Origin of the sequence: Streptomyces sp. NPDC058683, assembly GCF_042716195.1 — a bacterium.
GTDB lineage: Bacteria > Actinomycetota > Actinomycetes > Streptomycetales > Streptomycetaceae > Streptomyces.
Genome location: NZ_JBHXSK010000042.1, coordinates 94236 through 111544, shown reverse-complemented (window position 1 = coordinate 111544; position 17309 = coordinate 94236). Strand labels below are relative to the sequence as shown.

18 protein-coding genes are annotated in these 17309 nt (G+C 71.5%); 6 read left to right on the top strand and 12 right to left on the bottom strand.

Annotated features, from left to right (window positions below; translation table 11 throughout):
• Positions 1 to 61 precede the first annotated feature (61 nt).
• Positions 62 to 490, bottom strand: a complete 429-nt coding sequence (locus ACFWXC_RS37535; protein ID WP_384485960.1) for a hypothetical protein — start codon at positions 488 to 490, stop codon at positions 62 to 64.
• Positions 491 to 869: 379 nt separating this feature from the next.
• Here ACFWXC_RS37535 and ACFWXC_RS37530 point away from each other — a divergent pair, with 379 nt between their 5' ends.
• The 4 genes from ACFWXC_RS37530 (at position 870) to ACFWXC_RS37515 (ending at position 4021) form a co-directional block, all read left to right on the top strand.
• Positions 870 to 1601: a hypothetical protein gene (locus ACFWXC_RS37530; protein ID WP_384485958.1), complete on the top strand. Its 732-nt coding sequence runs from the start codon at positions 870 to 872 to the stop codon at positions 1599 to 1601.
• Positions 1598 to 2155, top strand: coding sequence for a SixA phosphatase family protein (locus ACFWXC_RS37525; protein ID WP_384485956.1), 558 nt, complete (start codon positions 1598 to 1600; stop codon positions 2153 to 2155). The genes ACFWXC_RS37530 and ACFWXC_RS37525 overlap by 4 nt, the downstream gene beginning before the upstream one ends.
• A 9-nt stretch (positions 2156 to 2164) precedes the next feature.
• Positions 2165 to 2791, top strand: a complete 627-nt coding sequence (locus tag ACFWXC_RS37520; protein WP_384485954.1) for a YigZ family protein — start codon at positions 2165 to 2167, stop codon at positions 2789 to 2791.
• Between the two features lie 141 nt (positions 2792 to 2932).
• Positions 2933 to 4021 carry an LLM class flavin-dependent oxidoreductase gene (locus tag ACFWXC_RS37515; RefSeq protein ID WP_384485952.1) on the top strand — a complete coding sequence of 363 codons (1089 nt, stop codon included), beginning with the start codon at positions 2933 to 2935 and terminating at the stop codon, positions 4019 to 4021.
• Positions 4022 to 4026: 5 nt separating this feature from the next.
• On the opposite strand, the gene ACFWXC_RS37510 is transcribed toward ACFWXC_RS37515, so the two are convergent.
• Positions 4027 to 5307 (bottom strand): amidohydrolase family protein, encoded by a 1281-nt coding sequence (locus ACFWXC_RS37510; protein ID WP_384485950.1) that lies wholly within the window; start codon positions 5305 to 5307, stop codon positions 4027 to 4029.
• A gap of 82 nt (positions 5308 to 5389) precedes the next feature.
• Between ACFWXC_RS37510 and ACFWXC_RS37505 the strand changes: the two genes are divergently transcribed.
• On the top strand, positions 5390 to 6565 hold the full coding sequence (locus ACFWXC_RS37505) for an Lrp/AsnC family transcriptional regulator (protein ID WP_384485948.1): 1176 nt from the start codon (positions 5390 to 5392) through the stop codon (positions 6563 to 6565).
• Positions 6566 to 6623: 58 nt separating this feature from the next.
• Complete coding sequence (locus ACFWXC_RS37500; RefSeq protein WP_384485946.1) at positions 6624 to 7430, top strand: alpha/beta fold hydrolase; 807 nt, start codon at positions 6624 to 6626, stop codon at positions 7428 to 7430.
• On the opposite strand, the gene ACFWXC_RS37495 is transcribed toward ACFWXC_RS37500, so the two are convergent.
• From ACFWXC_RS37495 to ACFWXC_RS37450, 10 genes are all read right to left on the bottom strand, one after another.
• A complete protein-coding gene (locus ACFWXC_RS37495) occupies positions 7384 to 8172 on the bottom strand; it encodes an IclR family transcriptional regulator (RefSeq protein WP_384485944.1) in 789 nt (262 codons plus the stop codon). The genes ACFWXC_RS37500 and ACFWXC_RS37495 overlap by 47 nt on opposite strands.
• Positions 8169 to 8960, bottom strand: coding sequence for an alpha/beta fold hydrolase (locus ACFWXC_RS37490; protein ID WP_384485942.1), 792 nt, complete (start codon positions 8958 to 8960; stop codon positions 8169 to 8171). Before ACFWXC_RS37490 ends, ACFWXC_RS37495 begins: the two co-directional genes overlap by 4 nt.
• On the bottom strand, positions 8957 to 9949 hold the full coding sequence (locus ACFWXC_RS37485) for an ABC transporter ATP-binding protein (protein WP_384485940.1): 993 nt from the start codon (positions 9947 to 9949) through the stop codon (positions 8957 to 8959). Before ACFWXC_RS37485 ends, ACFWXC_RS37490 begins: the two co-directional genes overlap by 4 nt.
• Entirely contained in the window at positions 9942 to 10979 is a 1038-nt protein-coding gene (locus ACFWXC_RS37480) for an ABC transporter ATP-binding protein (RefSeq protein ID WP_384485938.1), read from the bottom strand. The genes ACFWXC_RS37485 and ACFWXC_RS37480 overlap by 8 nt, the downstream gene beginning before the upstream one ends.
• Entirely contained in the window at positions 10976 to 12553 is a 1578-nt protein-coding gene (locus tag ACFWXC_RS37475; RefSeq protein ID WP_384485936.1) for an ABC transporter substrate-binding protein, read from the bottom strand. Before ACFWXC_RS37475 ends, ACFWXC_RS37480 begins: the two co-directional genes overlap by 4 nt.
• Positions 12554 to 12609: 56 nt before the next feature.
• Positions 12610 to 13488 carry an ABC transporter permease gene (locus ACFWXC_RS37470; RefSeq protein ID WP_384485934.1) on the bottom strand — a complete coding sequence of 293 codons (879 nt, stop codon included), beginning with the start codon at positions 13486 to 13488 and terminating at the stop codon, positions 12610 to 12612.
• Positions 13478 to 14440, bottom strand: a complete 963-nt coding sequence (locus tag ACFWXC_RS37465) for an ABC transporter permease (RefSeq protein ID WP_384485932.1) — start codon at positions 14438 to 14440, stop codon at positions 13478 to 13480. Before ACFWXC_RS37465 ends, ACFWXC_RS37470 begins: the two co-directional genes overlap by 11 nt.
• A gap of 13 nt (positions 14441 to 14453) precedes the next feature.
• Positions 14454 to 15788 carry an amidohydrolase family protein gene (locus ACFWXC_RS37460; protein ID WP_384485930.1) on the bottom strand — a complete coding sequence of 445 codons (1335 nt, stop codon included), beginning with the start codon at positions 15786 to 15788 and terminating at the stop codon, positions 14454 to 14456.
• A 155-nt stretch (positions 15789 to 15943) separates the two neighbouring features.
• Positions 15944 to 16276 (bottom strand): ferredoxin, encoded by a 333-nt coding sequence (gene fdxA / locus ACFWXC_RS37455; RefSeq protein ID WP_384485928.1) that lies wholly within the window; start codon positions 16274 to 16276, stop codon positions 15944 to 15946.
• 1 nt (position 16277) lies between these two features.
• Positions 16278 to 17300, bottom strand: coding sequence for an NAD(P)/FAD-dependent oxidoreductase (locus ACFWXC_RS37450; RefSeq protein ID WP_384485926.1), 1023 nt, complete (start codon positions 17298 to 17300; stop codon positions 16278 to 16280).
• Between the last annotated feature and the right edge of the window lie 9 nt (positions 17301 to 17309).

Here is a 17309-nt window from a genome sequence, read left to right as displayed (position 1 = left end):
GCGTGACCCCCGGCCGCGTCGTCGCGGCTCGTCACACCGACCGTGATGGCCTGCGGCCGCATCAGCGCTGGTGCAGGTACCAGGCGACCTGGTCCAGGTACCAGCGGTCGGCGCCGGCGCTGTACCGCGTCGTCGTCTTCTGCAGGCGGTGCCCGTCCCAGACGTACAGGTGGTGACCGTCCCGACGCTCTTCCTGCGTGCGGTAGGGGTGCTGGTCGGCGTCGTGACCTTGGCGGTCGTCGTTCGTGTACCAGCCGCGGGGTGCGTCCCAGCCGTCGTCCTGCTCCCCGTGGTGGCCGCTCTCGTATCCGGTCTCGCTGTGGCTGTCATGGTCGCTGCCGGTAGCGAGGGCGACGATCGAGGATCGTGTGTGCTCCGCGGGGCCCGATGCCGTCGCCGCCGATGCCGAGCCGCCGGCTCCGAGGAGGGCTCCGCCTGCCAGCGCGGTAGAAGCAACGGCGATCGAGACGCGCCTGATCCACGTGTTCATAGTCATTCCTTGTGAGGTGCTGCGATTCCGCCGATGTGGCGGCCGCTGTCATGTTCGTGCGGTGCGACCCGGAGATTCCGGATCAGCCCGGTGCCGAGCTGTGGGGGACATCCTGAGGGGGTCCTCATGTTCGGCCGTGCCCAGCGTACTCGAGGGGTGCCTCATGTTTACGGTGAAGCCCATCACAGCACGTCGGGAGGGGGCGACCGGCGCGCGTGGTGCCCAGGCGTGGGAGGGTGCAGGACCCGCGCAATGCCGTCGGGACAGTCTTCGCGGCAGAAGGTGTCCCAAGTCCCGCATGTCCCGCATCTCCCGCCACGGTGACCGGAATCGTCGCAAGGTGCCTGCGTACGGCCTTCCGCCCGCCTACGCTCAGCCCGTGCTGCGCATCCTCGACGCCAAGACCGGTGAGACCGTCCCCGCCGCCCCCGCCCGCCGTGCCCTGACCCGGGTCGAGGTCCATGCCTGCGGGTACGACCTGACGGCGCTGCGGGTCCTGCTCACCACCGACCTGCTCCTGCGCGCCCTGGAGATCGGCGGCACCCCGGTCCTGCCCCTGCTCACCGCCGACCACCACCAGGCCGAGCTGCACGCCGCCGCCACCACCCTCGGCATCCGCCCCTTCGAGGACGGCCGCGACCTCTCCTCGGGATTGGGCGAGGCCCAGGTCGTCCACGTGGCGGCGGAGGGCGTGACCGTGCCCGGCACCGGGCCGACCGTCGCCGTCGCCCCGGCCGGCGGCCCCGACGCCGGCGTCCTCCACGGGCTCGCCGACCCCGCCGCACTCCGGCTCGCCCTTCTCGACGCCCCGCGCGGCACGGCCGTCCACCTCGGTGCCGGCGCCCTCGACGCGGCGGGGCGGCGGCTCGGGCGACTGCGGCAGGCGGTGGCCCGATGGGCGCGCAGTCCCTCGCGGCCGGTGCCCGAAAAGGTGCGGGGACGGCTGCGGGAGGCCTGGGAGGACGACCTCGACGTGCCCGGGGTGCTCGGCGTCCTGCGCTGGATGGAGAACCAGCCCGAGATCCCCGACGGCGCCCGCTTCGAGACCTGCGCCTTCGCCGACCGGCTGCTCGCCCTCGAACTCACCCGCGATCTCGGGAGCGCCGCGTGACCGCCAGGGCGGGCGCGGGACCGCTGCGCCGGCTGGTCGTCCTGCGGCACGCCAAGTCGTCCTGGCCCGAGGGCGTCGCCGACCAGCTGCGCCCGCTCGCGGCCCGCGGCCGCCGGGACGCCCCCGCCGCCGGCCGCGCCCTGGCCGCGTCCGACTGCCTGCCCGACCTCGCGGTCTGCTCCACCGCGGTACGCGCCCGGCAGACCTGGGACCTGGCGTCCGCCCAGTGGGGCACACCACCGCCGGTGCGCCACGACCGCCGGGTGTACGCGGCCGGCGTGCCCGACCTCCTGGAGGTGGTGCGCGAGGCACCGGCCGAGGTGGAGACGCTGCTGCTGGTCGGGCACAACCCGGGACTGGAGGAACTGGTCCTGGAACTGGCCGGGGACGGCCTGGACGACACCCTGGAGCAGGTGCGCAGGAAGTTCCCGACGTCGGCGATCGCCGTCCTGGCCTGGCACGGGACGGCATGGACGGCGCTGGGCCCGGGGACGGCACTGCTGACGGAGGTGACGGTGCCTCGCGGGGAGAAGGGCCACGGGGCGTCCGCATAGGGTGGGCGGATGCAGGACGAGTACCGCACCGTCGCCCGCGCGGGTACCCACGAGACCGAGGTCAACCGCTCCCGCTTCCTGTGCGCCCTCGCCCCGGCGGCCACCGAGCAGGAGGCCCAGGACTTCGTGGCGCGCGTCCGCAAGGAGCACGCCGACGCCACCCACAACTGCTGGGCCTACGTCATCGGCGCCGACGCCTCCACGCAGAAGGCCAGCGACGACGGCGAACCGGGCGGCACCGCGGGCGTCCCCATGCTCCAGATGCTGCTGCGCCGCGACATGCGGTACGTCGTCGCCGTCGTCACCCGCTACTACGGCGGGGTCAAGCTCGGCGCCGGCGGACTCATCCGCGCGTACGGCGGCGCGGTCGGCGAGGCCCTCGACAGCCTCGGCGCGATCACCCGCCGCCGCTTCCGGCTGGCCACGGTGACCGTCGACCACCAGCGGGCCGGCAAGGTCCACAACGACCTGCGCGCCACCGGCCGCGAGGTCCGGGACGTCCGCTACGGCGAGGCGGTCACCATCGAGATCGGGCTGCCGGACGCCGACGTGGACGCCTTCCGCGCGTGGCTGGCCGACGCGACGGCGGGAACGGCCGGCCTCGAACTGGGCGGGGAGGCCTACGGGGATGCGTGAGGACCGGTGCCGACCGGGCACGACGGGCGGAACTCCGGATCATCCTCGCGTGCTCGTGGCCCCGTTCGTACCGACGGAAGCGGATCGCTCAACGGACCGCAGACGTTCGGCGGCAGCCGGGTCCTTCCTAGGGTGCTGTCCATGAGCGTTCTTCGAGATGTGCCGGTGAGCACGGACAAGGGCCCGCTGCGGATCGGGGTTCGCATCCCTCCGTGCGACCGGGCGGACCGGGTGGCCGGGACCGTACGGCGGGCCGAGGAACTCGGGTTCGACCAGGTGTGGTTCCCCGACTCGCAGCTGCTGTGGCGGGACGTGTTCACCACGCTGACCGCCGCCGCCCTGGGCACCGAGCGGATCGGCCTCGGCACCGCCGTCACCAACGTGGCGACCCGGCACCCGTCCGTCGTCGCCTCGGCCGCACGCAGCGTGGCCGAACTCGCGCCCGGCAGGTTCACCCTCGGCCTCGGCGTGGGCAACAGCTCCGTGGCGCCCGTCGGCCTGCGGCAGACCAACGCGGCGCAACTGCGCGAGGGACTGAGCATGCTGCGCGCGCTGCTGGACGGGCACGAGTGGGACTTCGACGGCAAGGTCCGCTCCCGGCTGCGCGATCCCCAGCCGTCGGTGCCGATCCATCTGGCGGCCAGCGGGCCGCGGAACCTGCGCCTCGCCGGTGAGATCGCCGACGGTGTCATCCTGCTCAGCGGTGTCTCCCCGCGGACCCTGGCCGCCGCCACCGCCCGGGTGCGGGAAGGCGCCGAGGCGGTCGGCCGGAGTGCCGGGACACTGCCGGTGACCGTCTCCGCGTTCTGCGCGGTGACCGACGACATCGCGGCCGAGGCCCGGCAGATCAAGCCGATCTGCGCCTCGATCGCGCAGAACGGCGGCGCGCCCTTCCTCGCCCTCGCGGGGATCGACGTGGACGTCCCGGCGACGGTGGAGGGCGTCTATCCGGACCTCGTGCACGCCGAGGACTGGGACGCGGCCGTCAGGATCTGTTCGGCCTGGATCAGCGACGAGGCGGCCGTCCGGTTCGCCCAGGAGTTCTGCCTGTTCGGAACGGCCGCACAGATCACGGAACGGCTGCGGACACTGCGCGCGGCGGGAGTGACCGATGTGTTCCTGCAGCACGTCGGCTCCTACGACGCGCCCACCGAACTGATCGAGACCGTCGGCTCCTCGGTCCTGCCGGCCCTCCGTTCCGCCGCCCGGAGCGGCAAGGCCGGCACGTGAGGACGTCAGCGTCGTCCGGCGGGCGGCAGGAGATCCTTGCGTACGACGCCGTCCTGGACGACGCACACGATGTTCCCGGGATCGCCGAGCACCCCGATGTCCGTGAGCGGGTCGCCGTCGCACAGGACCAGATCGGCGGTCTTGCCGGCGGTCAGGGTGCCGAGCCGGTCGGAGAGGCCCAGGAGCTCGGCGGAGGTGCGGGTGCCGGCGACGACGGCGGCCATGGGGTCCATGCCCAGGTCCACGAGGTAGCGCAGCTCCAGCAGGTTCTGGCCGTGCGGGCAGACGGCGGCGTCGGTGCCGAGCGCGATGCGGGCGCCCTGCTCGATGGCGCGGGCGATGTTCTCCTTGGTGATGCCCGACCAGCGGATCTTCTTCTGGTAGTGGTGCGCGGGCATCGTGTCCTTGTCGATCCCCGCGAACACCGTGGACAGGGTCGGCACCACGAAGGTCCCCCGCTCGCCCGCCAGGTCCAGCGCCTGCTCGTCCAGGCCGTAGCCGTGCTCGATGCTGGTGACGCCGCCGTGGATGGCGTTGAGGATGCCCGCGGTGCCCTGGGCGTGGGCGGCGACCGGCTTGCCGCCGTGCCGCCGGCACTCGTCCACCACGGCCCGGATCTCCTCTTCGAGCAGCCCCTCGTCCTCGGGCTGGTCGTAGGGGCTGGCCATGCCGCCGGTGGCGCAGATCTTGATCACGTCGGCGCCCGCGCGCAGCATCGTGCGTACGGCGAGCCGGGACTCGTCCACGGTGTCGGCCAGTTGGGCCATCTCTCCGCCGCTGAGGTCGGTGCCGTCGGGCAGCCGGAAGTCGGCATGTCCGCCGGTGTGGCTGATGATGCGGACGGCGGTGTGCAGGCGGGGGCCGACGATCCGGCCGGTCTCGACGGCGGTACGGAATCCGGTGGACAGTCCGCCCAGGTCACGGGCGGTGGTGATGCCGGCGTCCAGGGTCTGCCGGAGCCGGGTCGCGGTGTCGTAGGTGACCAGCACCGGGTCGAGTTCGCCACGGCGCCCGGGCGGCGAGCCATGCGCGTACGCGAGGTGGGTGTGGCAGTCGAAGAACCCGGGGAGCACCGTCCGGCCGCCGGCGTCGATAATCCGGACCGTGGAGGTGTCACCGGGCATCGGCGGGGCCGTGGCGGCCGGGCCGGCGTAGGTGAGCGTTCCCTCCGCGTCCGAGACGATGACGGCGTCGTCCACCGGGAGGGCGCCGGTACCGTCGATGAGGCGGGCATTCTCGACTCGCAGCGCGGTCCTGAAGGTCTCTTGCGTCATGGCATCCGTCATGGTGGGGCCGAATCACTCCTCGGTATCAGGAACCCCGGTATCGGGCACCTCGGTGTCAGGAACAGGCGAAAGGGAGTCTGCAATGCACGAGAGAACCCAGCGCTACGGTGCAGCTTCCGGTCGTGATTTCAGTGGGGCACGCAGGAATGCGCCGTCCCAGGAGGCGCAGGATTTCGCTGCGTCGGACCTCGACGAACTCGACCGCGGTGTCGTGCACGCGCTGCAGATACACCCCCGGGCCCCGTGGACTCTGGTGGGCGACGTACTCGGCGTCAACCCGGTGACGGTCGCCCGGCGCTGGCAGCGGCTGGAGGAGGCCGGCCTGGCATGGGTGACCGCCTATCCGCGGCTGTCCGACTTCCGGATCGTGGTGACGGGCATCGTCGAGGTCGACACCGAGCCGGGCGTCGCGGAGGACGTGGCACGCGCGCTCGCCGCCGAGCACGCCGTGGCGAACGTCAAGATCACGGCCGGCGGACGCGATGTCGTGACCGCCGTACAGACCAGGGATCTCGACGAACTGGCCCACCTCACCACCCGGCTCTTCCAGCAGACACCCGGCGTACGGGCGACGCGTACGCACGTCTCCACCGGTGTCCCGACCGAGGGCAGCCGCTGGCGGCTGCGCAGCCTGGACGCGGCACAGTGCGCCCGTATCGAGGCGAGCCACGCGTCGGACGTTCCGCCCGATGCGGGCACGGGGACCACCGCGCCCTGGGACGCCCTGGACGCACAGATCCTGGAACTGCTCAGCTCCGACGGCCGGATGTCGATCCGCGCCCTGGCGACCGCCACCGGCGTCGGTCTCACCACGGTGCGCCGCCGGCTGCAGTCGCTGCTGGCCTCGCGGGTGAGCCTGCGCTGCGACCTGGCCAGGCCGCTGTCCGGCTGGCCGCTGTCCGCGGTGTACTTCGCGTCCGTCCCCGCCCAGTACCTGGAGGAGACCAGCCGCGTGCTGTCCGGTGTACGGGAGGTCCGCTCGTGCGCGATCACCGCGGGCCCGCACAACCTGGTGATCGACGTGTGGCTGCGCGCGCTGGCCGACGTGCACACCTTCGAGGCACACCTGTCGCGCCGGCTGCCCCGCCTCGTGATCGACGACCGCTCGGTGGTGCTGCGTACGGTCAAGCACATGGGACGGCTGCTGGACCGGGACGGCCGGTGCGTCGGCGTCGTGCCACTGCGGGAACCCCAGGCGACCCACGCCCCGGCCGACCGCCTCGCGGAGATGCCGGACGAGAGGCGTCTGTGGCGATGAGGACGCCACCTGCGAACCCACCGGCCTCCCGTTGCCCGACGCCTGCTGAGGAGCACTGATGCGATCCACGTACATCCCGACGGCCGGCGGCCACATGCGCTGGATCGACATCCCCGGCGAGGGCCCCGCGCAGGTGTACATCCACGGGCTGGGGTGCGCCGGTTCCGCCGATTTCACCGGGACCGTCACGCATCCCGGCCTCCAGGGCCGGCGGGCGGTGGTCGTCGACCTCCTCGGGCACGGGTTCAGCGACCGTCCGGAGGCGTTCCCGGGCACGCTGGAGGCCCATGCCGAGGCGGTCGCCGCCGTCCTGGACCACTGCGGGATCAAGGACGCCGTTCTCATCGGGCACTCGATGGGCGGGAGCATCGCGATCGTCCTCGCCGCGGCGCGCCCGGAGCTGGCCTCGCGGGTCGTCGTGGCCGAGCCCAACCTGCGGGCCGGCGGCGGGCTGTACAGCGCGGCCATCGCGGCCCATCGGGAGGAGGACTTCGTCAGCCATGGATTCCGTACCGTACTGGCGGGGCTGGAGCCCGACTACGCGGCACGGGTGCGAGCGGCGGACCCCGCGATCCTGCACCGCAGCGCGGTGAGCCTGGTGGGCGGTACCACTCCCGGGACGGCGGAGATCTTCTACGGCCTTCCGCAGCCCCGGGTCATGCTGCTCGGCACCCGCAGCCGCCCGTACGAGGACGAACGCGCGGTCCGGGCGGCGGGCATCCCGGTCGTCGAGGTCCCCGACGCGGGCCACCACATGATGCGCGACAATCCCGCGGGTTTCGTGGCGGCCCTCGTCGAAGGCGGTGCGGTGCCCGCCCTCACAGCGGAGGGAGGAGGGACTCGTACCGGGCGAGTCGCGCCGTGATGATGCCCGACGCCCGGGTCAGGGCCGGGAGCAGCCGGGAGATCCTGCTGCCCGCCGTGGGGGCGATGACCGACAGCGCGCCCAGGTAGGCGTCGTCGGTGCCGCGCACGGGCACCGCGACCGCGAGGTAGCCGAGCCGTCTCTCCTCGACCTCGACGGCGTGGCCCTGCTCCCGGATACGCCTGAGCTCGCCGGGAAGCTGGGCGGGGCCGAGCGTGTACGGGGTGCAGCGGACCGTCAGCGGGAGGATCCGCGTGAGCGGGTACTGCTCGGGGAGCAGGGCGAGGGTGAGCTTGCCCGCCGCGGTGCTGTGCAACTGCAGACGCCGGCCGCCGGCGGTGGAGCGGGCCCGGTTGCGGTGGGTGCCGAGGCTCTCGACGCACAGCAGCTCGGAGTCGTGCGGTATCGCCAGGATGACGGCGTTGTCGAGGCTCTGGGCGAGGTTCTCGATGACGGGCCTGGCCGCCTCGCGCAGGGTGCGCTGGTGGGGTGAGCGCAGACCCATCGCGTAAAGCCGTACGCCCAGACGGTAGTTGCAGCCGTCTCGCTCCAGGAAGTCGGTGGCGACGAGCTCCTGGCAGAGCCGGTAGACGGTGGCCTTGGCTATCCCGGTACGGGACCGCAGCTCGGCGAGGCCCAGCGAGAAGTCGTCGTCCCCGAAGGCGGACAGGATGAGACTCACCTTGCCGAGCACCGAGTTGGGCCGCTCGTCGGCCGCCCGGACATCGCTGACGGTGGTCATACCGCCGCCACCCATTCGAGGATGTGCCGGGAGAACTCCTCGGGAAGCTGCTCCGGCACGGGGACGTGGCCGCCGGGGATGACCAGCGTCTCGCAGCCTGCGTCCGCGAACTTCTCCAGACCCGGCATCGAGAAGTGGTCCTCGGAGGCGCAGACGGCGAGGGTGCGGGCGGTGACGAGGGGCAGCCGCTGGTCCATCATCGAGCCCCGGACCGCGACATGACCTTCCTCCACCCGGTCCAGCACGGTCAGCGCGTCGACCATGAACCGGTTGAGGGCGGCCTCCTCGCCGTCCTTGTAGAACGGGCGCCGGAGGTTCCACAGTTCGAGCAGATGCGAGCCGTCGGGGCGGGGGACGACATGGTCGACGGCCTTGCGCTGGTCCGCCGTACGCCGCTTCTCCTCGTCGATGAAGGGCGTGCCGGACAGGAACAGGCTCGCGACCCGTTTCCCGTGGCGCGCGGCGAGTTCCACCGCGATCACCCCGCCGGTGTGGTGGCCCACGAGATGGAAGCGCTCCAGGCCCAGTTCCTCGATCAGGTCGTCGGCCGCGTCCGCCCACCGGTCGATCGTGTGCGGTTCGTCGGGTTTCGCGGAGGCGCCGAAGCCCAGGGTGTCCATGGCGATGGCCCGGTGCACCGCCCCGACGCGGGGGAGCACCTCCAGGTACTCGGTCCAGGACCGGGGTGTCTGATGGAGCATCAGTACGGGCTCGCCCGTACCGCATTCGGCATAGTGCAGCTGACCGAAACGGCTGGATACGTAGCCGCGGCGCAGCGTGTGGGTCATGAGTGACTCCCTGGTTTGTGGCAGGCCGTCAGATGGCCCGGCGCCTGTTCGGTGAGTTCGGGGCGCTCGCTGCGGCAGTGGTCGTCCGCCAGCCAGCAGCGGGAGGAGAAGGGGCAGCCCGCCGGAACGTCCGCGGGGGAGGGCAGTTCGCCCTTGAGGACGATCCGTTCGCCCGGCTCGGAGCCGGCGCCCGGCTCCAGGACGGACGAGAGCAGCGCCATCGAGTACGGGTGCTGCGGAGCCTCGAACAGCTCCCCTGCCGGGGCGATCTCGACGATCGACCCGAGGTACATCACGGCCACCCGTTCGCTGAGGTGGCGGACCACACCGAGGTTGTGCGAGATGAACAGGTAGGCGATGCGGTCGCGCTGTTGGATCTCCTGGAGGAGGTTGAGGATCTGCGCCTGGATGGAGACGTCGAGTGCCGACGTCGGCTCGTCCAGGACGATGACGGACGGCCGCGGGGCCAACGCGCGGGCCAGTGCGAGCCGTTGGCGCTGGCCGCCGGAGAACTCGTGCGGGTAGCGGGTGGCCGCCGCCGCGTCGAGGCCGACCTCCTCCAGCACCTGCGCCAGTCGGGTACGCCGGTCGGCGCGCGGCACGCCCCGGGCGCGCAGCGGTTCCTCGATGCTGGAGCCGACCGGCAGCCGCGGGTTGAGCGAGCCGTTGGGATCCTGGAACACCATCTGCACCGCACGCCGGAAGGCCTTCAGGTCGGCACTCTTCGGCTGGTGCGTCATGTCCCTGCCCTCGAAGCGCACCGCGCCGCGAGTGGGCCGGTACAACCGGGTCGCGATCCGGCCCAGCGTGCTCTTGCCGCATCCCGACTCGCCGACCAGACCGACCGTCTCGCCGGGGTTCAGGGTGAGCGAGATGTCGTCGACCGCCCGGACACCGGAACGGCCCGGGCGGCCGCCGAACTCGTGCCCGATACCGGAGAGTTCGAGCAGCGGCTCGCTCACGGTCCGGTCCGGCTGCGCTTCACTCATCGTTTCCTCCGGCTGCCGTCGGGGCGTCCTCGATGTCGCGCCAGCAGCGCGACACCCACCCGTCACCGACCGGCCGCAGCGGCTGCGGGTCGGCGCAGGCGTCGGCGGCGCTCGGGCAGCGCGCCGCGAAGCGGCAGCCGGGCAGCCGGCGGGCGTCGTCGGTGAGCTGGCCGCGGATCGCGGTCAGCGGGGTACGGTCGCCGTCCCTCATCCGCGGTACCGCCGCGAGCAGCGCGCGCGTGTAGGGGTGCCGGGGTGCGTTCAGCACCTGGTCGACGGTGCCGGACTCGACCGCCTGACCGGCGTACATCACCTGCACCCGACTGCACATGGCGGTGATGACACCGAGGTCGTGCGAGATGAGCAGCATCCCCATGCCGTGCTCCTCCTGGAGCGAGCGCAGCAGGCGCAGGATCTCGGCCTGCACGGTGACGTCCAGCGCGGTCGTCGGTTCGTCGGCCAGCAGCAGCCGCGGGTTGCCCGCCATCGCGATGGCGATGACGACGCGCTGCCGCATGCCGCCGGACAGTTCGTGCGGGAACTGCCGGGCCCGGCGCTCGGGCGAGGGGATCTCCACGAGGCGCAGCAGTTCCACCGCCCGCTCCCGGGCCTCCTGCCGGCCTGCCTTGCCGTGGATCCGCAGCACCTCGGCGACCTGCGCGCCGACCCGCATGCACGGGTTGAGGGAGGTCATGGGCTCCTGGAAGACCATCGCCACCCGGTCGCCGCGCAGGCTCTCCAACTCGGCGGGGCTGCTGCCCAGCAGATCCGTGCCGCAGGCCGTCAGCCGGTCGGCCCGGACGGAGGCGCCGGACCCCAGCAGCCCCATGGCCGCGAGCGCGACGCTGGACTTGCCGCAGCCGCTCTCGCCGATCAGGCCGACCACTTCGCCCTGTTCGACGCGCAGGTCCACACCGGAGACCACGTCCGAGCCGCCGAATCCGATGTGCAGTCCCGACACATCGAGGACCGGGCCCGTGCCGTCCGCCTCCGTACCGGTCCGAGGGGGAGTCAGTGTGTCGGCTTTCACGGCACCAGCCACGCGTTCTTCAGGTTGAGGCGGGTCGCCGTGGCATCCGGCTGGTAGCCGTGCAGCCGGTCGCTCCACGCCTCGCCCCGCACCGCCTTGGCATAGGGCACCAGCAGGTAGGCCTCGTCGGCGATGTACTGGGCGAGCTGGTGGTACAGCGTCACCCGCTTGGTGTTGTTCTCCTCGGCCTTCGCGGCGGCCATCAGGTCCCACAGGTGCTGGTCCTTGACCTTGGTCCCCGGGCTGCCCTTGGCGAACCACAGGTCGAGGTACTGGCTCGGGTCGGCGTTCAGCACGCTGGTCATCATCACCATGTCGCTGTAGTCGCCGGCCAGCACGTGCGGCACGATGCTCGCGAACGGCACGAGCTTGAGGTTGAGGGTGATGCCGACCTTGGACAGCTGGGCCTTCATCAGCTCCATGGCGGAGATGTCGGGGCCGTAGGCCGGGTCGCTGGGGGCGAGCAGTTCGATGTCGACCTTGCTCTGGCCCGCCGCCCTGAGCAGGTCCTTGGCCTTGGCCTGGTTCTGCTGGTACATCGGGTCGGAGGCCGTGGGGGTGGTGCCGTACGGGTCCTGGGGCGGGATGACGTAGCCGAAGGTGGCGGAGCCGCTGCCCAGGGTCTTGATCAGGGTGTTGCGGTCGATGGCGAGGTTGAACGCCTGCCGCACCCGCTTGTCGGCGAGCGGCCCGCTCAGGGTGTTCATGTTGAGCCAGATGCTGGAGACGAGGGGCCCGTTGGCCTCGGTGACGCCGTTCGTGCTCTTGACGTCCTCGACCATGCGCAGGTCGCGGAAGGACAGCAGCTGTACCGAGTTCGAGCGCAGCGAGGCGACGCGCGAGGTCTCATCGGGTATGAGCCGGTAGGTGACCGAATCGAGGTACGGCTTCGGCTTCTCCCAGTAGCCGCGGTAACCGGAGAGCTGGATGGAGACGCCCTTCGTCCACTTCTTCAGGGCGAAGGGGCCGGTGCCGTTCTCCGACTGCTTGAGCTGGTTGCCGGTACGGGACGTCGTCCACTTCCGGCTCATGATGGCGCCGCTCCACGGGCGGGCCAGGAAGTTGTACAGGGACGGCTGGGGGGTGCTGAGCTTCACCTCCACCGTGCTGCCGTCCACGGCGGTCACCGTCTTGATCTTGTACTGCTGGGTGTACGGCGACTTGATCGCGGGATCCATCAGCCGCTTCAGGCTGAAGATCACGTCATCGGTGGTGAGCTTGCTGCCGTCGTGGAAGGTCACCCCGTCGCGGAGCGTGAAACGGTAGGTCGTGGGGTTCACCTGCTGGTAGCTCTTGGCGAGGCCGGGCTGCACCTTGCCCTTGCTGTCCAGGCTCAGCAGGCCCTCGTAGAACTGCGCGACGATCTGCTGGTCGAAGTACGCCTGGGCCACATGCGGGTCGAAGCCGACGGTGGGCTCCCCGTCGAGGCCCACGAGGAGGGATCCGCCGCTGACCGGCTTGCCCGAGACCTTGCCGGCCGTCGCCGTGCCGCCGCAGCCCGCGAGCAGCAGGCCGGCCAGCGTGCTCCCGCCGAGCGTCAGCGCCGTTCTGCGCGTGTGTACATGGTTCGTCATGGTGACCGCCTGTTTCTCAAGAACGTGAGGGTGAAATGACGTGGACCGACGTCCGATCAGGTGGTGCGGCGCTTGCCGCGCGGGTTCAGCTGTTCCTGCAGGCCGTCGGAGATCAGGCCGAAGGCGGCGGTGGCGACGGCCAGCGTGATGCCGGGGACGATCACCAGCAGCGGGTCGTCCTTCATGTAGCGCTGCCCTTCGAAGATCATCCGGCCCCAGCTCGGCGTCGGCGGCTGGATGCCGAGGCCCAGGTAGCTCAGGGACGCCTCGACCAGGACGCAGGTCGCCGCCGTGTTCGCGTACTGGACGAGCGCGGAGGACAGCACGTTCGGCAGCACATGGCGGCCGATGATCACCGGGGTGCGGACCCCGGCGATACGGGCCGCCGAGACGAAGTCGCGCTCGCGCACGGTCAGCGCCGGAGCACGCACGATCCGGGCGAAGTACGGCACGAAGATCAGCCCCATGCCGGTGATCAGGACCCACATGCCCGGGGTGAAGACCGACACCAGCACGAGCGCGAGCAGCACCGAGGGGATGGACATCGCGGTGTCCATCGCCGCCATCAGCACGGCGTCAAGCCGCCGGGCGTTGTAACCGGCCACGAGACCGATCGGCACGCCGATCAGCGCCGCGAGCGTGGTCGCCCCGAAGGCCACTAGGAGGGACTGCCGGGCGGCGACGAAAGTCCTGGTGAACAGGTCACGGCCGAGGTTGTCGGTGCCCAGCCAGTGGCTTCCCGACGGACCGGTGAGCAGCGAGTCGCTGACGTCCTCCGCCGAGTAGCGGCCGAAGCCGGCGATGAGCAGGGCCAGCACCACGATCGCGCCGAGGATGCAGACACCCGTGGTCAGCGTCGGGTTCCAGCCGAGGCGGAGCCGTCGTCGTGGCGCCGCGGTCACGGGGACGGCGGACGCGGTGGATTCAACCGTCACGGCGAGCTCCAGTCGTCCGGATGCGGGGGTCGATGAGGGGGTAGACCAGGTCGGTCACCAGGTTGATCAGCACGTAGGAGGCGCCCAGCGCGAGGATCGCGCCCTGGATCACCGTGAAGTCGTGCTGGGTGATGGAGTTGACGATCAGTGAGCCGAGCCCGGGGAGGGCGAAGACCTGCTCGACGATGACGGTGCCGCCGACCAGCACCCCGAGCTGGAGCCCGCCGGCGGTGACCACCGGCACCAGCGCGTTGCGCAGCGCGTGCCGCAGCATCAGCCGTCGCCGTCCCGCGCCCTTCGCCGCCGCCGTCCGCATGAAGTCCTGGCCCTCGACGTCGAGGACGGCGGTCCGCATGTAGCGGCAGAGCGTCGCGCCGAACGGGATGCCCAGCGCCACCGCGGGCAGCAGCAGCACCTGGAGGTTGAGGAGCGGGTCCTGGGAGAACGGTACGAACGAGAACAGCGGCCAGGCCGGTGCCAGCGTGCTGACCAGGAGGACCATGACCGTGCCGACCACGAACGGCGGGACGGCGAGCCCCATGAAGGCAGCGCTGTTGACCACCCGGTCCTTGACGCGCCCCTGGTGCATGGCCGACCAGATCCCCGCAGGAATGCCCCACAGGACCGCGATCACCGCGGCGTAGACGGCGAGTTCCAGGCTCACCGGGAGGCGCGCGGCGACCTGTGCGGCGACGCTCTGCCCGTCCAGCAGCGACGAGCCCAGGTCGCCCCGGACGGCGTGCCCGATCCAGCTGAGGTACTGCGACCACACGGGCTGGTCGAGTCCCAGTTGCCGGGTGATCTCGGCACGCAGCTGGGGAGTCGAGTTCTCGCCCGCGATCAGGGCCGCCGGGTCACCGGGGACGAGATGCGCCAGGGCGAACACGATGGCGCTGAGGCAGAGGACCACCGCGAGCGAGCGGACCAATCGGATCGACAGATAACGCAGCACTGGGTCTCTCCCCTTACATCGCGGCGGCCGGCGCCGACGCCCGGGGCGTCGGACGGGCCGGATCGGAGGGACGGCGGCGCGCGGCCAGGGCGGCGGGGACGGACTCGGCCGCGCCCGGGTCCACCGCCCGGCCCTCGCGGAACACCGCGCGCAGTCGCCGCCGGTCGGCGAGCACGCTCAGATCGGCGAGCGGATCGCCGTCCACCAGCAGCAGGTCCGCCCACATCCCCGGGGCGACCGTCCCCGTCCTGGCACCGAGGCCGAGGGCGTCCGCGGCCGCCGAGGTCGCCGCGACCAGGACCTCCGCCGGTGTCATGCCGATCTGCTCGTGCAGCAGCTCCAGTTCGCGTGCGTGGTTCCCGAAGCGCATCGTGTTGGAGGAGTCGCTGCCCGAGATGATCCGTACACCGGCCCGGTAGGCCCTGCGCACGGACGCCAGCCGGCGCTCGTGGAGCCGCTCCGCCTTGTCCAACTGCTCGGCGGCCAGGCCGCGCCCGGGCCCGTGTTCCCTCATGAACTCGCTGATCGAAAGGGTCGGGCACAGGAAGGTGCCCTGTTCGAGCATCAGCTCGATGAGGTCCTCGTCCAGGTCGGAGCCGTGCTCCAGGGTGTCGACCCCGGCGCTCAGCGCCGCCGTGATCCCGCCCCGGGTGTGCGCGTGGGCCGCCACCCGCAGGTCCAGGGCGTGCGCCTCGTCGACGATCGCGTCGATCTCGGCGTCCGTGTAGTTGCGCCACTCGGTCTTGTCGCCGAGGGAGAGCGTGCCGCCGCTCGTGCAGATCTTGATCAGGTCCACGCCCATCCGGGCGTACTGCCGGACCCGCTTGCGGCACTCGTCGACCCCGTCCGCCGGCGACCACATCCGCTTCTCGTCGAGTGTCGCCGGACAGAACATGTCGCCGTGTCCCGCGGTCATGCCCACGAGACCCGAGGCGACGACCCGCGCCCCGTCGAGGACGTACTCGTCGATCACGTGCTTGACCGCCACCTCGGGCAGCGAGCCGGCGGTGTCACGGACCGTGGTGAAACCGGACCGCAGCGCCTCACGGGCGTTGGCCGCGGCATGGAGGGTCTGTTCCTCCACCGAGGTCAGCATGTTCCACAGGTGCACGTCGTGCGGCCGGGTGCCCGCGTTGGACCGCAGATGCACATGACAGTCGATGAGGCCGGGCAACAGGGTCGTCCCCCGCAGGTCGTACACCGTGTCCCGGGGGGTCGTCGCCACCGTGTCCGCGGGACCCACCTCGGCGATCACGGCACCGTCGATCACCACGGTCGCATTCGCCCGCGCGGCACTCCCCGTGCCGTCGATCAACGTCACTCCCGACAGGACCGTTCGCTCCGTCATGAGGCTGTGTTCACTCCTCTCCGTGGGAACTGGTAAGGAGGAGTGTGAGTGGGCGAGGGTATGCCCGTGTTGCGGTGCAGCTTTCGCTTGGAATTCCGTCGGGAGGCGCAGGATTGCGCCACCCCTGGAGACGCAGATTTGCGCCACCCCGTCCGTCAGGCACGGTCTTCGAGGGAGTTCACGAAGGCGGTGTCGACACCCACCGGTCCCAGCCCGCTCGCCCCGCCCGGCGTGCCGAGGGGAGCCGTACGGCCGGACAGCGGCTCCTCGAAGAAGCGGCGGTTGTCGGCGCGGAACTCCGGGTCGGCCAGCCGGTCGACGGTGATCGCCTGCTCGGGGCAGGCCGTCTCGCAGGCGCCGCAGTCGATGCACTCCACCGGGTTGATGTAGAGCTTGCGCTCGCCCTCGTAGATGCAGTCGACCGGGCACTCCTCCATGCACGACCGGTCCATGATGTCGACGCAGGCCGATCCGATGACGTAGGCCATGTCAGTTCTCCTTCTCCGTGGAATGTCCGGGGAACAGGGCCGCCTCCGGATCGATGACGGTGGCCGCGTTGTTCACGGCGGTGGCGACCTCGCCGAAACCGACGGAGATCAGCCGCACCTTGCCCGGGTAGTCGGTGATGTCGCCGGCGGCGAACACCCGGGGCAGGTTGGTGGCCATCCGGGTGTCGACGGCGATCCGCCGGGCCTGGAGTTCGAGTCCCCAGGTCTGGAGTGGCCCGAGGTCGGCGACGAAGCCGAGGGCGGCGACGACGGTGCGGGCGGGCAGCAGCCGGGTGGTCTTCTCGGTACGGTGCCGGACCTCGACCCGCTCGACGCCCGACGCGCCGTGCAGCGCGCTCACCTCGGAGTCGGTGATGATCTCGATGCCGAGGGTGCGTACCTTCTCCACACTCGCCGCGTGCGCACGGAAGCGTGCGCTGCGGTGGACGAGGGTGACGGACCTGGCGATCGGGGCGAGCAGTGCCGCCCAGTCGAAGGCGCTGTCGCCGCCGCCGACCACGACCACGTCGTGGCCGGTGTGCTCGGCCGGGTCCGGCACGAAGTACACCTGCCCGCGGCCGAGGTAGTCCTCGCCCGCCGGGAGCGGCCTGGGGGTGAAGGTCCCCACTCCGCCGGTGATCACCACTGCCTCGGCCCGCACGACGGTTCCCCGGTCGGTGCGGACCAGGGGACGGCAGTCGGGCCCGTGGGCCAGGTCGACCGCCCGCTCCCCGAGGAGGTAGCGGACGCCGTACGGCGCGGCCTGCGCGACCAGGTTGTCGACGAGGTCGCGCCCGCGCACCGACGGGAACCCGGCGATGTCGAAGATGGGCTTCTCCGGGTACATCGCGCTGATCTGGCCGCCGCACTGGGGCAGTACGTCCATGACGGTGACGCGCAGTCCGCGGAAGCCGGCGTAGTAGGCGCCGTAGAGGCCGGACGGGCCGGCGCCGATGATCAGGATGTCGGTCTCGGTCACCGACGACTCGTCCGGGGCGACCGGCTCAACTGTAGGAACGCTCATGCTTCAGGA